At 57.9% G+C, this 16,263-nt stretch carries 12 protein-coding genes; 7 read left to right on the top strand and 5 right to left on the bottom strand.

Translation table 11 applies throughout. The annotated features are described in order from the left end of the window. Positions 1-4: 4 nt before the first annotated feature. Both betB and betI read right to left on the bottom strand, forming a co-directional pair. Positions 5-1,477, bottom strand: a complete 1,473-nt coding sequence (gene betB / locus ACCW71_RS07000) for a betaine-aldehyde dehydrogenase (RefSeq protein ID WP_436370431.1) — start codon at positions 1,475-1,477, stop codon at positions 5-7. A gap of 14 nt (positions 1,478-1,491) precedes the next feature. Then, complete coding sequence (betI, locus tag ACCW71_RS06995) at positions 1,492-2,085, bottom strand: transcriptional regulator BetI (protein ID WP_436370430.1); 594 nt, start codon at positions 2,083-2,085, stop codon at positions 1,492-1,494. Between the two features lie 255 nt (positions 2,086-2,340). Here betI and ACCW71_RS06990 point away from each other — a divergent pair, with 255 nt between their 5' ends. The 4 genes from ACCW71_RS06990 to ACCW71_RS06975 all read left to right on the top strand — a co-directional run bounded on the left by ACCW71_RS06990 (position 2,341) and on the right by ACCW71_RS06975 (position 7,037). Beyond that, the gene (locus ACCW71_RS06990; protein ID WP_436370429.1) at positions 2,341-4,371 is read left to right on the top strand and encodes a choline transporter; all 2,031 of its coding nucleotides are present in this window, start codon (positions 2,341-2,343) and stop codon (positions 4,369-4,371) included. Between the two features lie 143 nt (positions 4,372-4,514). Beyond that, complete coding sequence (locus tag ACCW71_RS06985) at positions 4,515-5,831, top strand: MFS transporter (protein ID WP_436370427.1); 1,317 nt, start codon at positions 4,515-4,517, stop codon at positions 5,829-5,831. 83 nt (positions 5,832-5,914) lie between these two features. Next, positions 5,915-6,130 carry a DUF1272 domain-containing protein gene (locus ACCW71_RS06980; RefSeq protein WP_436370425.1) on the top strand — a complete coding sequence of 72 codons (216 nt, stop codon included), beginning with the start codon at positions 5,915-5,917 and terminating at the stop codon, positions 6,128-6,130. A 259-nt stretch (positions 6,131-6,389) separates the two neighbouring features. Further along, positions 6,390-7,037, top strand: a complete 648-nt coding sequence (locus ACCW71_RS06975; protein ID WP_436370424.1) for a metallophosphoesterase — start codon at positions 6,390-6,392, stop codon at positions 7,035-7,037. 1 nt (position 7,038) lies between these two features. Here the strand turns inward: ACCW71_RS06975 and rsmF are convergent, their stop codons facing one another. From rsmF to yebS, 3 genes are all read right to left on the bottom strand, one after another. Then, a complete protein-coding gene (gene rsmF / locus ACCW71_RS06970; protein ID WP_436370422.1) occupies positions 7,039-8,466 on the bottom strand; it encodes a 16S rRNA (cytosine(1407)-C(5))-methyltransferase RsmF in 1,428 nt (475 codons plus the stop codon). Positions 8,467-8,612: 146 nt separating this feature from the next. Then, complete coding sequence (locus ACCW71_RS06965) at positions 8,613-11,246, bottom strand: MlaD family protein (protein WP_436370420.1); 2,634 nt, start codon at positions 11,244-11,246, stop codon at positions 8,613-8,615. After that, entirely contained in the window at positions 11,215-12,459 is a 1,245-nt protein-coding gene (gene yebS, locus ACCW71_RS06960) for a membrane integrity lipid transport subunit YebS (protein ID WP_436370418.1), read from the bottom strand. Before yebS ends, ACCW71_RS06965 begins: the two co-directional genes overlap by 32 nt. A gap of 214 nt (positions 12,460-12,673) precedes the next feature. Here yebS and ACCW71_RS06955 point away from each other — a divergent pair, with 214 nt between their 5' ends. The 3 genes from ACCW71_RS06955 (at position 12,674) to prc (ending at position 16,031) form a co-directional block, all read left to right on the top strand. Continuing rightward, a complete protein-coding gene (locus ACCW71_RS06955; RefSeq protein ID WP_436370417.1) occupies positions 12,674-13,174 on the top strand; it encodes a GAF domain-containing protein in 501 nt (166 codons plus the stop codon). A 96-nt stretch (positions 13,175-13,270) separates the two neighbouring features. Continuing rightward, positions 13,271-13,972, top strand: a complete 702-nt coding sequence (proQ, locus tag ACCW71_RS06950) for an RNA chaperone ProQ (RefSeq protein WP_436370415.1) — start codon at positions 13,271-13,273, stop codon at positions 13,970-13,972. Positions 13,973-13,991: 19 nt separating this feature from the next. Further along, positions 13,992-16,031 carry a carboxy terminal-processing peptidase gene (gene prc / locus ACCW71_RS06945; RefSeq protein WP_436370413.1) on the top strand — a complete coding sequence of 680 codons (2,040 nt, stop codon included), beginning with the start codon at positions 13,992-13,994 and terminating at the stop codon, positions 16,029-16,031. Positions 16,032-16,263: the final 232 nt, after the last annotated feature.

The following is a 16,263-nucleotide window of genomic DNA, read 5'->3' as shown; positions in this document are numbered from 1 at the left end:
ATAATTAAAATACGGACTGAAAACGGGTCAGCTCAACCTGAACTGACTTCACCTGGGTGTAGCTTTGCAGCGTCATCAGGCCATTTTCCCGGCCAATACCGGAGTGCTTGTAGCCACCGACCGGCATCTCTGCGGCTGATTCGCCCCAGGTGTTGATCCAGCAGATACCCGCTTCAATCTGGTGAATCACGCGGTGCGCCCGGTTGAGATCCTGAGTCACCAGCCCGGCAGCCAGACCAAACTCGGTGTCGTTGGCGCGGCGGATCACCTCTTCTTCACTTTCATAGCTCAGGATCGACATCACCGGCCCGAAGATCTCTTCGCGCACAATCTTCATCTCATCACGGCAGTCGGTGAACACGGTAGGGGCGACCCAGGCTCCCTGGTCGAAATCGCCGCCGGTCAGGCGCTTAGCGCCGCACAGCACGCGCGCACCTTCGGCAATGCCAGATTCGATATAGCGCATCACGTTGTCGCGATGGCTGAAGCTGACCAGCGGGCCAAAATTGGTGGCCGGATCGCGCAGGTCGCCAGCCTTGATACGGGCAACGCGCTCGCTGATCTTCGCCTCAAAGGCAGCCTGAAGAGAGGCCGGGATAAAGACGCGGGTGCCGTTGGTGCAGACCTGGCCCGAGCTGTAGAAGTTCGCCATCATGGCGATGTCGGCGGCCAGATCGAGATCGGCATCATCAAAGATGATCAGCGGTGACTTACCGCCCAGCTCCATTGTGACCTCTTTCAGCGTTGAGCCCGCGGCGTTCGCCATCACCTTCTTGCCGCTGACCACACCACCGGTAAAGGAGACTTTGTCGATGCCCGGATGTTCGGTCAGCAGCTGGCCGGTAACGGAACCGATGCCTGGCAGTACGTTGAATACACCATCCGGCAGGCCCGCTTCGCTGTAAATTTCCGCCAGCTTCAGGGCGGTGAGGGGCGTCACTTCGCTGGGTTTGAAGATCATCGCGTTGCCAGCCGCCAGGGCGGGCGCCGATTTCCACAGCGCGATCTGAATCGGGTAGTTCCAGGCACCGATACCGGCCACCACGCCCAGCGGCTCGCGGCGGGTATAGACAAACGAGGTTTCACGCAGCGGGATCTGCTGTCCCTCCAGCGCCGGCACCAGCCCGGCGTAATACTCCAGTACGTCTGCGCCGGTAACGATGTCGACGGCGGCGGTCTCGCTGTAGGGTTTACCGGTGTCGAGCATCTCCAGCTCCGCCAGTTCATCATTGCGCTCGCGCAGGATCTCAACGGCGCGACGCAGAATGCGTGAACGTTCCATCGCGGTCATCGCCGCCCAGACTTTCTGGCCTTTTCTGGCGGCAGCAACGGCGCGATCGACATCTTCCTGGCCCGCGGCGTGAACCTCTGCCAGCACTTCGCCGTTGACCGGGTTGATCGTCTGGAACGTTTCGCCAGACGCTGCGGCAACATAGGCGCCATTGATGTAGAGTTTCTGCTCGGTGAATCGGGACATGTTTTCTCCTTCCGTTATTCGTGCTCGCCAGCCAGTTGCTGACGGATGAATTGGGTGGTCAGGGTGCGCGCGACCGCCGGATTAAAGGGCTTACCGCTCAGCGCGGCTCGCAACCACAGACCATCGATCAGGGCAGCCAGGCCATAGGCGGCCAGGCGGGCGGTCTCCAGCGGCAGTTCTCGCCGGAACTCAACCACCAGCGTCGAGTAGAGACGACGGCTGCTCACCCGCTCCAGGCGGTTCAGCTGCGGCTGATGCATACTGCTGGACCAGAAATCGAGCCAGGCTTTCATCGCCGCGCTGTGTACCTGGGTTTCATCAAAATTGCCGTCGACGATGGCACACAGCCGCGCCTCTGCGGAGGCACTGGCCAGCGGCGCTAACCGCGCCAGCACCGCCTCACGCAGCTGGCGGGTCACATCACGCATCGTCGCTTCCAGCAGACCATTTTTATCTTTGAAGTAGTGACTGATGATGCCGGTTGAGACCCCCGCCCGGCGGGCGATCTGGGCAATCGTGGCGTCATTGATCCCTACGTCATTAATCGTGCTCAGGGTCGCATCTATCAGTTGCCGACGTCGTATCGGCTGCATCCCTACCTTTGGCATTGCTCCGGCTCCACCCTCAAATCGAGCCCCTATTAAAACTTTTTTTGATTGCACGTTCAATATAAAAAGAAAAGTTGTTAGGATGCTGTTCCTTAAATGTAGCGTAAGCGAAACGGCAATGAGTGCTAAAATAGACTGGATTGCCTGAGCGATTAACAGAAGGAACTAAACGACACCAGGCCGCCGGGGCGAGCGCCACCCGCGGTGATCATTATCCATTGCGTCTTTTTTCAGGACATTAACCAGAGGTAATTGATGAATAATCCACCTGCCGATGAAAAAGACAGACTCAATCCCGTTGTGTTTTACACCTCTGCCGGATTGATTCTGACGTTTTCACTCGTGACGATTCTCTACAGCGACCAGGCCGCCGGCTGGATCCTTAGCGTGGTCAACTGGGTTTCCGCCACCTTTGGCTGGTACTACATGCTGGCCGCCACGCTCTATATTGTCTTTGTGCTCTACATGGCCTGCTCACGATTTGGCTCTATTAAGCTGGGGCCGGAGCAATCGAAACCGGAATTCAGCGTGCTCAGCTGGTCCGCCATGCTGTTTGCCGCCGGGATCGGTATCGACCTGATGTTCTTCTCGGTCGCCGAGCCGGTCACCCAGTATATGCAGCCACCGGAAGGAGCGGGGCAGACGCTGGAAGCGGCACGCCAGTCGATGGTCTGGACGCTGTTCCACTACGGGCTGACCGGCTGGTCGATGTACGCCCTGATGGGGATCGCGCTGGGCTACTTCAGCTATCGCTATAACCTGCCGCTGACCATTCGTTCGGCGCTCTATCCGATCTTTGGTAAACGCATCTATGGCCCGATTGGTCACACCGTGGATATTGCGGCAGTGGTCGGCACCATCTTTGGTATTGCGACCACGCTCGGTATCGGGGTGGTGCAGCTGAACTATGGCCTGAAGGTGCTGTTTGATATTCCTGAGGGACTCACCACCCAGGTCGCGCTGATTATCCTGTCGGTGGTGATCGCCACCATTTCCGTCACCTCCGGGGTGGATAAAGGGATCCGTATTCTCTCTGAACTCAACGTGGTGCTGGCGCTGGCGCTGATCCTGTTTGTGCTGTTCTTTGGCAACACCGAGTTCCTGCTCAACGCGCTGGTGCTCAACGTCGGCGATTACATCAATCGCTTTATGGGGATGACGCTTAACACCTTTGCCTTTGATCGCCCGACCGAGTGGATGAACAGCTGGACGCTCTTCTTCTGGGCCTGGTGGGTCGCCTGGTCGCCGTTTGTCGGCCTGTTCCTGGCGCGTATCTCCCGTGGCCGTACTATCCGTGAGTTCGTGCTCGGCACCCTGATTATTCCTTTCACCTTTACGCTGCTCTGGCTCTCGGTGTTTGGTAACGCCGCGCTCTACCAGATTATTCACGGTAACGCGGGCTTTGCTCAGGAGGTGATGGCCCATGCGGAACGCGGTTTCTACAGCCTGCTGGCGCAGTATCCGGCGTTTAAACTCAGCGCATCGGTCGCCACCATCACCGGTATGCTGTTTTACGTCACCTCGGCTGACTCCGGCTCGCTGGTGCTGGGTAACTTCACCTCGCGGCTGAAAGACATCAACAGCGATGCCCCCAACTGGCTGCGTATTTTCTGGTCCGTGGCGATTGGGGTGCTGACGCTGAGCATGCTGATGACCAACGGGATTTCGGCGTTGCAGAACACCACGGTGATCATGGGTCTGCCGTTCAGCTTTGTGATCTTCTTTGTCATGGCCGGACTCTACAAATCACTCAAGGTTGAGGATTACCGCCGCGCCAGCGCCACCCGCGACACCGCGCCGTACCTGGCGCACGCCACCGACCGGCTGACCTGGAAAAAGCGTCTCTCGCGCCTGATGAACTATCCTGGCTCGCGCTACACCCAGCAGATGATGGAAAACACCATCTTCCCGGCGATGCAGGAAGTGGCAAAAGAGCTGGAGCTGCGCGATGGCCGGGTAACCCTGGAGAGCGTTGAACCGGATGAGGCGAACCCGATTGGCTATCTGGATCTGCGCGTCCATCTGGGCGAGGAGCAGGACTTTATCTATCAGGTCTGGCCGCAGCAGTACTCGGTTCCGGGCTTCACCTATCGCGCCCGCAGCGGTAAATCGACCTACTACCGGCTGGAAACCTTCCTGCTGGAAGGGAGTCAGGGCAACGATTTAATGGATTACACCAAAGAGCAGGTGATCATCGACATTCTGGATCAGTATGAGCGACACCTGAACTTCATCCATCTCAACCGCGAAGCGCCGGGCAGCAACATCACCTTCCCGAGCGCCTGAGTCGCCGCCCGTCAGTGAGCCATCGCTGACGGGCTTTTTTTTATCACTACCGCTTACGCCAACAATTCTCCGGCACCGGCCAGAATCGACTATCTTTAGGGCTTAACTGGCCCGATCGCTGAAGGGCGTAGACAGGGAGTCATATGGGAAAAATATTCAGTACCTTTCTGCCGCTCTATACCACCACGCTGCTGATGCTGCTCGGCTCCGGTCTGCTCACCACCTATGTTTCGTTACGGCTGGCCAGCGAGCAGGTCAATGGTGCGCTGATTGGCGCGATTATCGCGGCTAACTACATCGGGCTGGTGATTGGTGGCAAAGTCGGGCACAACCTGATCGCCCGCGTCGGCCATATCCGCGCCTACGTAGCCTGCGCCGGAATCATCACCGCTTCGGTGATTGGTCACGGACTGACCGACTTTATTCCACTCTGGGTCTTTCTGCGGCTGATAATCGGCCTCTGCATGATGTGCCAGTATATGGTGCTGGAGAGCTGGCTTAACGATCAGGCGGAGTCATCTCAACGCGGCATGATCTTCGGCTTATATATGGTCGCCACCTATCTCGGCCTGAGCGGCGGGCAGGTGGTGCTGAGTCTGCAAACCGGATTCGGGGTGAGCACGCTGCTGATTGTGGCGCTCTGTTTCGCGCTCTGTCTGGTGCCGATTGCGCTGACCACCCGCACTCACGTCAGGCCGATGACCCCGGCCCCGATGGAGCTGGGCTACTTTATCCGCACCATCCCTAAACTGCTCGGCACCACGCTGGTCACCGGCATGGCGATTGGGGCCTTTTATGGTCTGGCGCCGGTCTATGGCAGCAGCAAGGGCTTTACCACCAGTCAGACCGGCTACTTTATGAGCCTTACTATTTTCGCCGGCCTGATCTCGCAGTTTCCGCTGAGCTGGCTCTCTGACCGCTTCGATCGTCAGCGGCTGTTGTTCTATATCGCGATGCTGTTTGCGGTGAGTTGCGTACCGCTGGTGATGTTGCCACATCTGACCTTTCACTGGATGATCGGTATCGCCTTCGCCGCCAGCATGATGCAGTTTGCGCTCTATCCGTTACAGGTGGCGCTGGCGAACGATCAGGTTGCCGCGGAGCGCCGGGTCTCGTTAACCGCCTGTCTGCTGATGGCGTTTGGCATCGGGGCCAGTATCGGGCCGCTGGTGGTGGGCGCGCTGATGCAGCCGCTTGGCAGTAACATGCTCTATCTCTTCTTCGCCCTCTGTGCGCTGGTGATTGGCGGACTGAGTTACGTCCGGGCGCCGGGGCCGCTTCCCACCACCGAAGTGCCGCTGCCGCATGTGGTGATGCCTGACAGCCTGGCGACTTCACCGCTGGGGGCCGCGCTGATCCCGACGCTGGAAGAGGAGGTGATTCAGGCGTCAATGGGCGGCCAGCCCTCGGAGGAGAGCGACGGCGAGGATCAGAATGCCGTTGAGGAGCCCCTGAAGTAGAGGAGGACGCCCCGCTGTACCGGCTCGACATTCGGGCCGGTAACGGCGATGCTGGCTAATCTCATCCATTCAGGAGTAACACCATGCTGGAACTTCGCCCCAACTGCGAACGCTGTGACCGTGATCTGCCTCCCTCTTCAGAAGCGGCGCGCATCTGTTCATTTGAGTGCACCTTCTGCGCGGAGTGTGCTGAACAGCAGCTCAGCAACACCTGCCCCAACTGCGGCGGTGAGCTGGTAAGGCGTCCGATTCGCCCGGCAGAAAAGCTGCTGACATATCCGGCTAAAAACCGAAGTTAGTGTCAGATGAGACCGGTTATTACCAGGGGGATAATAGCCTGCGGTGGGCGATGCCGTTATGATTGCCTCTGTCCCTGACAGAGCTAACACCTTAATTGAGTGCCGGAGATAAGCGCCGGGAGGGACACTCTCTCCCGCGGCTGCCCCTGTTATTCTCCTGCTTCCCCCCTTTGGTTCACTGAGGCTCTGCCGCCCGGCAACAGGCCATTCTCTCTCCTGACTATACTCAGATGACGTTTGAGAGTTTCAGGATGCCGCGATGTATTACCACTTTCTGAAAGGTGAAAACTGGCAGCGGATTTGGGTGGTCGGCGATCTGCACGGCTGCCGCCGCGAGCTGGATAGTCTGTTGCTGCGTGAGCAGTTTAATCCACAACAGGATTTACTGCTGTCAACCGGCGATATTATCGATCGCGGCCCCGACAGTCCGGGCTGTCTGGCGCTGCTGGAGCAGCCCTGGTTTCGCTGCGTGCGCGGAAATCATGAAGAGATGGCGCTGGCGGCGTTACAGTGTCACGACAGGGCGCTGTGGCAGCGCAATGGTGGAGAGTGGTTCTGGCGGCTGCGCGGCGCGCAGCTGATCGCGGCACGCCATGCATTACGACGCTGTGACACGCTGCCGTGGATCCTGCATCTGCAACTCGGCGAACGGACGGTGGTCATCGCCCATGCCGACTATCCCGCTGCGGAATATGCCTGGCAGAAGCCGCTTGACTGGCATCAGGTGGTCTGGAGCCGTCAGCGGCTGACGGCGATTGAGTCTGGCGATCGCACGGCTATCCGTGGCGCTGACGCTTTTTACTTCGGTCACACGCCACTGAAGCAGCCGCTGACCCTGGCCAACCTGCATTACATCGACACCGGCGCGGTGTTTGGTAACAGGCTGACGCTGGTGAGGTTGCAGTAGCTCAGCGGAACAGGCGCCCGTCCCGAACCAGCTCACGCGGATAGCTGTTTTTGATGCGGCTGCCCACTTTTTTCGCCAGCCCAAGCGGCTGCTGCTGATAGGTGACAATCATCTCATTGCACGCCGGCACCGTTTCCGGGTAAATATCCCGTCCGCGATACCACTCTTCTGCCTCGGCAGCGCTCAGCTCATGGCGCTGCGTCGCATCGGGCTGCGCCAGGGCGATCACCGCTTCATGCTGCCAGCGATAGCCTTTCGCAAAGGTTTCCGCCAGCTTCAGGCCAATACGCGAGAAGCGTACCTTGCCCAGCAGCGGGACAACCGCGCCGGGGAACAGCCAGATCTCTTTGTCGCGCTGCCACAGCTCCAGCGAAGCGTCCCATTTAAGCGAGACCGCGGCGGCGGCCTGGGCGACTTCACTTGCCAGCTTGCGGCTGAGGGGGGAAAAGGGCAGCTTCCCGACTTTATAGCCCGGTGGCGGTAATGGCGCGACCGACGCGGTTTTGCGCAGTCGGGCGACAAAAAAGCCTTCGCTGTCGAACATCTGCGGGAAAACGTGCAGATAGCCTTCCGGCGTCGCGGCCTGTGCGGCACCCGCAAACAGCCCGCTGAGCGGCATCACCTCAACGGCATCCGGGTAACGTTGCAACAGCCAGGCGATAACCTGCTGATTCTCAATCTGATTCAGGGTACAGGTTGAGTAGACCAGCGTGCCGCCGGGTTTCAGCGCGTGAAAGGCGCTGTCGAGCAGATCGCGCTGCGTGGCGGCGATGGCGTCGGTGCTGGCCAGCGACCAGTTCTTCAGCGCATCGGCATCTTTACGGATCACCCCTTCGCCGGAACAGGGCGCATCCAGCAGGATGGCGTCGAACTGCTCCGGCAGAGCCGGACCAAAGACCCTGGCGTCAAAATGGGTGAGGGCGCTGTTACTGACCCCGCAACGGCTGATGTTGGCATGCAGCACTTTGACCCGGCTGGAGGAGAATTCGTTAGCCAGAATGATCCCCCGATTCTTCATACGCGCGGCGATCTGGGTGGTTTTGGAGCCGGGCGCGGCGGCCATATCCATCACCGCGTTCACCTCTGGCTGGGCCTCAAACAGCGCCGTGACCGGCAGCATCGAGCTGGCTTCCTGAATATAGAACAGGCCGCTCAGGTGTTCAGCGACGCTGCCCAGCGGCAGGCTCTCATCTTCGCGAGTGATCCAGAATCCCTCTTCGCACCACGGCACCGGCGTCAGCTGCCAGCCATAATCAGCGGTCTGGCTCAGGAAGTCAGCCACGCTGATCTTCAGGGTATTGACGCGAATAGTGCGGCGCAGCGGCTGCTGGCTGTAGGCGAGAAACTGCGTGAAGCTGGCCTCATCGGGCAGGCTCTGACGCATTAAAGCGAGAAAATCGGCGGGGAAAAGCGAAGAGGCATCTGACACGGGCACATTCCAGTTAGGGCAAAGGCGGCAGTGTAACATGCAGAAAAGAAACGGGCAGCCAGGCTGCCCGTTTGAGGGGGGGAATAACATGCTCCCATCGCTTTACGTATTGAGCCGTCTGAAAGAGGCTGTCCGTTTTATGCTAATTAGCGCGGAGAGGGGATCGCCGTTCCCCAGTTGCGCCACTCTTTAGGCGCTTCATCCTGCAACAGGAAGTGTTTATCCGGGTTAGCCTGCGGTGCCAGCGGCACCGTTGGCGGCGTCGCAAACTGAATACCTCCGCGAATAAACTGCTGGAAGGTACCGGTTTTCACCACGCCACCGATCAGACCGAAGTCGAGGTTGTAACCGGACGCCAGCCAGAACACCGAATTGTTACGCACCAGATGCTGATACTTTTTACTGATGCGCAGGGCGATCTGAACGCGATCCGCCATGTTGCCCAGCGAGGTCCCGGTCACTGTACCCACCTCAACACCCCGGAACAGCACTGGTGTCCCCAGCGACAGCGAACCCGCTTCGGTGGCGTCAACATAGATGTTCAGACCGTTCAGATAGCGCGAATCGGTAATGGTGCTCTCCTGCAACTCAAACGAGCGCGCCGCACGGCCTTTACCGGGATCGACGTTGACGTAGGGCTGCAACAGGGTCTCCAGATGGTTCACCCCGGCGGCGGAAATTTCCGGTGAAACCACCGAGAAGCGGCTGCCGATGCGGGCAAAATCCTGCACATATTCGGGATAGAGCACCGCTTTCGCCACTACCTGGTTGTTATCCTGACTCAGCGACAGCGATTCCACCTGGCCGACATTAATCCCCAGATAGCGAATCGGCATCCCGGCCGAGAGCTTGCTGGCGTCATAGGTGTGCAGCGTAATCTGGCTGCCCACCGCGCGGGCGGCGGTCTCAGAGGAGTAGAGCACCCGCTTCGCCCCTTTGGCCGATTGCGCTCCGCTCATATTGTCAAAACTGATCGCGCCTTTCAGCGCCCGGTTCAGCGGTGACGCCTGCACGGTCAGACCGCTGCCGTTAAGGCTGACGCGCGCGCCGCCTTCGGCCCAGAAGACGCTTTCCGGGGTCAGCAGCTTGCGGTATTCCGGTTTGATATGGACCGCAATATCAAACGCATCGGCGCGCGGGGTCACTTTCACAATCTCGCCCACCTGATATTTCCGGTAGAGCACGACCGAGCCAGCCTGCACGTCGGGCAGGCTGGTGGCGGTCAGCGAGAGGGTGGTTGAAGGGGCGTCGCCAGTGATACCTTCATCCGCTTTTTCAGCATCGGCAAACAGCGGATAGGCGTTTTTCGGTTCACCTTTTTTACCCGGCTCCAGCCGGATGCCGCCATCCACCCACTCACGGGCGCTGGCACCTAACACCTGCATCCCGTCGAGGCCAAACTTCACATCAAGCCGGCTGTTGACGATAAATTTGCTGTCACCGTGCACCAGCTCGCGATGTTCCGGGTCAACCGCCACCACAAAGTTAACGCCATTCGCATCCAGTGAACGCGACATCACCTGGCCAATCTGCATACCGTGCAGCATCAGCGGCTGGCCCTGATCGATACCGTAACTCTCTGGTGCGCTGAGTTTTACCGTCAGCACATGGGGTTTTTGCAGCAGGGTTTCATTCGACGGTAGCACGGTAAAGTGCTGCTGCGGCTCACCTTCGCCCGGCACCAGTTCCAGAGTATTGCCGGTCAGCAGCGCGCTGAGACTGGTATCGGTCAGGCTGAGTTTCGGACTGTGCATCTCAATACGGGTGCCGCTGCGCATCAGACCGACCACAGAGGGATCGAGGGTCAGTTCGCCGGTGACTTTGCCGCCATCCAGCAGGTTGAGTTTGGTCAGCGTTCCGACCTCCAGGCCCTGATAGATCAGCGGGGTGCTACCCGCCTTGAGATTCCTGCCGTCTGGCAGATCCAGCGTAATCTGCACCCCGCGCTGGCTATGCGCCAGATCCGGGTAGAGCCGGTAGTTCTGCTCCGCTTTGGCCGGTTCCGCGCCCTCGGGGGAGTCGAACGCAATCGCGCCATTGACCAGCGCCGCCAGACTCTCCAGCTGCACTTTGGCTCCGCTCAGGCTGACGTCAGCATTGACGCCCGACACGTTCCAGAAGCGGCTGTTGGTCTTCACCAGATTGGTAAACCGGCGCTCAATCAGCACATCAATCGCCACGCCGTCGGTGCTGCTATTGATGCTGTAGTCGTAGACCCGCCCGACCGGAATTTTGCGGTAGTAGACCAGCGAACCGGTGTTGAGTGAACCGAGATCGGGTGCGTGCAGATGGATCAGCAGCTCGCCGGTGTTGACCCGATATTTGGGCTGGGTATCGAGTGCGGTAAAGGTCTCGCTCGGTTTGCCTTTGCCTGGCATCATCCCGATATAGTTACCGCCGACCAGCGCATCCAGCCCCGAGACGCCCGCTAATGACGCTTTAGGCGTCACCAGCCAGAACTGGGTATCTTCACGCAGCGCGTCGCGCATGTCGCTTTTGATACTGGCTTTGATCTGAATGCGGCGATAGTCGTCACTGAGATTGATGCCCTGCACCGTGCCCACTTCCACACCCTGATAACGCACAGGCGTGCGGCCCGGCACAATCCCATCCGCCGTCTGGAAGTTAATAGTAATCGTGGTGCCGCGCTCCTGATAATTGGTCCAGAGCAACCAGCAGGCGATCAGCATCGCGATAATCGGCAGCAGCCAGAAGGGCGAAACTTTGCGTTTATTGCGCAGTGTCGCGTTAGTCGGTGTAGTCGGCGTTTCCTGTTGCATGTGCATCCCAGAGCAGGCGGCTGTCCAGCCACTCAACAGACATAATGGTCAGGATGACGGCCGCGCCGAAAAACAGCGCCGCCGGTCCCATGGTAAAAGCCAGCAGCTGATCACGGTTGACCAGCGACATGGTTAATGAAATGACAAACAGATCGAGCATCGACCAGCGTCCCACCCAGCTGACGAAGCGTAGCAGGCGGATACGGGTTCTCAGTCCCTGTTCACAGCGAAAGTGAATGCTGAGCAGCAGCGTCAGCATCACCAGCACTTTGGTAAAGGGCACCAGGATACTGGCGATAAAGACAATCGCCGCCACCGGGATATTGCCTTCACCCAGCGACAGGATGCCGGAGAAAATCGTGTCTTCGCGCCGGGAACCGTTGAGGTAAACCACGGAAATCGGCATCAGGTTAGCCGGGATCAGCAGCACAATAGAGGCGATCAGTGCGGCCCAGGATTTTTGCAAACTGTGCCGGCGGCGGAAGTCTAGCGGGGTGTGGCAGCGCGGACAACGACCCCGTTGATCCGGCACGCCGGTATGGTGGCAATTCAGACAGACCTGGAGGTCATCACGCGCCACATTGGCAGGCTCCTGCGGATAAAAGTGCTCCCACAGCTGCTCTATGTTGAGGTGGATCAGCGTCAGCACGCTCATCACCGTCAGGGCGATGTAAGCCGTCAGCCCATAGCCCACCTCCAGCGATGCATAGTCCTGCACCTTGATCGACGCCACAGCGATGCCAATCAGGTAGATGTCCAGCATCACCCACTCTTTGAGCTTCTCCAGCATCAGCAGCACCGGCCGCAGATTCATTCCGAGGCGGTGGCCGATACCGAGATAGCAGAGTCCGGCCACCAGCGTCACCGGCGCGCCAATGGTGCAGAACGCCACCATCGATGCGGTCAGCACATCGCCCTGCTGCGTCATCTGGATCACCCCCTCCAGCACGCTGGCATTGATGCGCATGCCGAGCAGGCGTATATCCACCAGCGGCAGGGAAAAAGCGAAGGGCATTAACACGATCATCGTGGCGGCCATCGCCATCAGGCGGGTCATTGACCAGTCGCGACCGCTGAGAACCTGGGCGTTGCAGCGCGGGCAATAGGCTGACTGATCCGATTTCACATCCGGTAAGGAAAAAAGGGTATCGCATTGCGGGCAACGCTGATAACGTGCGTGAGGCAATGTCTGGCTGATAGCGTGAATTTTCATAGGGTGAGGCAATATTCGCTCTGCAAAAGTAACTGATATTGGTCTTTAAGACATGCTCTGTGTGCCTGTCTCGGGCATCACGCTTCGATCCACAGAATGCTAAGGGTATAGTAACTAACGCTATGATTCACCTTGTCACTCTGGATATTTAAAACTTATTTTTAACGAACGGTCTACATCACCCCGTTCAGATGTCATTGGTAACGGTTAAATAATGAATAAAACTGCCTTTTACGCCGATTTGAATCGCGATATGCGCGCCTTGTTAGCGGGAGAGACCTCGTTCCTCGCCGCCATGGGTAACTTTAGCGCGCTGGTGTATGAACGTCTCGATGGCGTGAACTGGGCAGGTTTCTACCTGCTGACGGAAGAGAATACGCTGGTACTGGGGCCTTTTCAGGGCAAAATCGCCTGTGTGCGGATTCCGGTCGGTAAAGGGGTGTGTGGCACGGCGCTGGCAGAAGAAAAGGTGCAACGTGTGGATGATGTGCATGCGTTTCCGGGCCATATCGCCTGCGACGCGGCCAGTAACGCTGAGATTGTGATTCCTCTGAAAGTAAATGGCACGGTGGTTGGGGTGCTGGACATCGACAGTGTGGAATACAATCGCTTTGACAGCGATGACGAATCGGGGCTGGTGGCACTGACCAACGGGCTTTGTGACGTGCTTGCGAACAGCGACTTAGAAAAATATCTGCGGCTGACACGCAGCTAATCGTCTGGATCGCATGGCAATTAGCGATGTTGTCATTATAATGACGCCTGTTCATGCCTGCGCTGGTCGGCAAACCCGTTGTAATCAGGAAATTTCATGGAAAATCAACCTAAGTTGAATAGCAGTAAAGAAGTTGTTAGCTTTCTGGCGGAGCGCTTCCCGCACTGCTTTAGCGCTGAAGGTGAAGCGCGTCCGCTCAAAATCGGTATCTTTCAGGATCTGGTTGAGCGTGTTCAGGGCGAAATGGGGCTGAGCAAAACGCAGCTGCGTTCTGCGCTGCGTCTCTATACCTCAAGCTGGCGTTATCTCTACGGCATCAAAGCCGGTGCTACCCGTGTCGATCTCGACGGCAACGCCTGTGGCGTGCTGGATGAGCAGCACGTTGAGCATGCACGTAAGCAGCTGGAAGAAGCCAAAGCGCGCGTCCAGGCGCAGCGCGATCAGCAGCGTGCCGCACGGCGTGAAGCGGGCGAAAGCGAAGAGGGCGCAGCACCGCGTCGTCCCCGCAAGCCTGCGCCGCGTAAACCCGCAGAAGGCGACGCCGCGCGTAAACCGCGTCCGCAGTCCACTGCACCACGCGCGACCGCCTCACAGCACCGCAAACCGGCGCCACGCCCGGAGCAGGAAGCCCGACCCATCACTGATACCTCAACTTTGCAACCCGGCCAGAGTATTAAAGTTAAAGCAGGCAAAAGTGCAATGGACGCTACCGTTCTTGAAGTATCAAAAGACGGCGTTCGGGTCCAGCTCGCTTCCGGCATGGCAATGATTGTGCGCGCAGAACATTTGCAGTTCTGAAACGGAGGCTAACCCCGGCATGAACACCCTTTTTAAAGTTGGATTCATTGCGGGCCTGCTACTGGCAGGCCCCGCTTTTGGCGCGGAAAACATTACCCGCGCCGATCAGATCCCCCAGCTTCACGAAGAAGCGCAGGATCCTACGGTAAGCGAACGTGTGACGTCGCGCTTTACCCGTTCCCACTACCGTCAGTTCGACCTGAATCAGGACTTTTCAGCGAAGATCTTTGATCGCTACCTGAACATGCTCGACTACAACCACAATGTGCTGCTGGCCTCCGATGTGGCACAGTTTGCCAGCAAAAAAACCACCGTGGGCGATGAGCTGCGCAGTGGCAAGCTGGATCTGTTTTACGATATTTATAATCTGGCGCAGAAACGCCGTTTTGAGCGCTATCAGTATGCGCTGACGGTGCTGGCTCGCCCGATGAACTTCAGCGGTAATGACACCATTGACATTGACCGGGCGAAAGCGCCGTGGCCAAAAGATCAATCTGAACTCAACGCGCTGTGGGATGCCAAGGTCAAATATGACCAGCTGAGCCTGAAACTGGCTGGTAAAGATGACAAAGAGATCCGCGATGTTCTGACCAAGCGTTACAACTTCGCCATCCGTCGTCTGGCTCAGAGCAACAGCGAAGATGTATTCCAGCTGGTGATGAACGCTTTCGCGCACGAAATCGATCCGCACACCAGCTATCTGTCACCGCGTAATACTGAACAGTTCAACACCGAGATGAGCCTCTCGCTGGAAGGGATTGGCGCGGTATTACAGATGGATGACGACTACACCGTGATCAACTCGATGGTCGCAGGCGGCCCGGCGGCGAAAAGTAAAGCCATTACCGTTGGCGATCGCATCGTGGGCGTCGGTCAGCCAGGCAAGCCAATGGAAGATGTGATTGGCTGGCGTCTGGATGATGTGGTGGCAAAAATTAAAGGACCGAAAGGCAGCAAAGTGCGGCTTGAAGTTCTGCCCGCCGGGAAGGGAACCAAAACCCGGACCGTGACGCTGACCCGCGAGAAGATCCGTCTGGAAGATCGCGCGGTGAAAATGAGCGTGAAAAATGTCGGCAAGCAGAAAGTCGGCGTGCTCGACATTCCTGGCTTCTATGTCGGCCTGACTGACGACGTCAAAGTGCAGTTGCAGAAACTGCAAAAACAGAACGTCGACAGCGTGGTGATCGATCTGCGTACCAACGGCGGCGGCGCACTGACCGAAGCGGTCTCATTGTCCGGCTTGTTTATTCCTTCAGGTCCGGTGGTGCAGGTGCGCGACAACAACGGCCGGGTTCGTGAAGATAGCGACAACGACGGCGTGGTTTACTATAAAGGCCCGCTGGTGGTGCTGGTTGACCGCTTCAGCGCCTCAGCTTCAGAGATTTTCGCTGCGGCGATGCAGGATTATGGCCGGGCGGTGATCGTTGGCGAACCGACTTTTGGTAAAGGGACAGTGCAGCAGTATCGCTCGCTGAACCGTATCTACGATCAGATGCTGCGCCCGGAATGGCCGGCGCTGGGTTCGGTCTCCTATACCATTCAGAAGTTCTATCGCATTAACGGCGGCAGCACACAGCGTAAAGGCGTCACGCCCGATCTGCTGATGCCAACCGGCGTTGAAGCGGCGGAAACCGGCGAGAAATTCGAAGATAACGCGCTGCCGTGGGACAGCATCAATGCGGCGACCTACGTTAAAACCGGTGACGTTAAAGCGCTGGTGCCGCAGCTGACCAAAGAGCATGCGGAGCGTATCGCGCAGGATCGTGAGTTCCAGTACATCATGAAGGACATTGAGCGGTTCAATGCCCTGAAAGATAAACGCAACATCGTGTCACTCAATCTTGCCCAGCGTGAGAAAGAGAATCACGAAGATGATGCGTTGCGTCTGGAGCGAATCAACGCGCGTTATCAGGCGGAAGGTAAAAAGCCGCTGAAAAATCTGGATGAGCTGCCGAAAGATTATAAAGAGCCGGATCCTTATCTTGATGAGACGGTGAAGATTGCCAACGATCTGGCGCAGCTGGAAAAATCCCGACCTGAAGCACCGGCGGCGAAATAACCGCACTGGTCAGAAAAAGCACCGCAGCGCGGTGCTTTTTTTTGCCGCTGAAAAAGTTTCCGCGCAGTAAAGATTAACCGCGCTGATAGCGGCTGAGGGCCGGGCTGTCCGCCAGCCGTGACAAAATGTAAAGTTATGTCTTTTTAGACACTTAAACGTTAAGGTCGCTTGAAAAGCGGCACAATGCTCATAGGATATGTATCCGCGGATAGCCGCGTGAACTACTGAGGAA

This window comes from Pantoea sp. C2G6 (genome assembly GCF_051336815.1).
Classification (GTDB): Bacteria; Pseudomonadota; Gammaproteobacteria; order Enterobacterales; family Enterobacteriaceae; genus Pantoea.
This window is presented reverse-complemented; position numbering and strand designations above follow the sequence as displayed.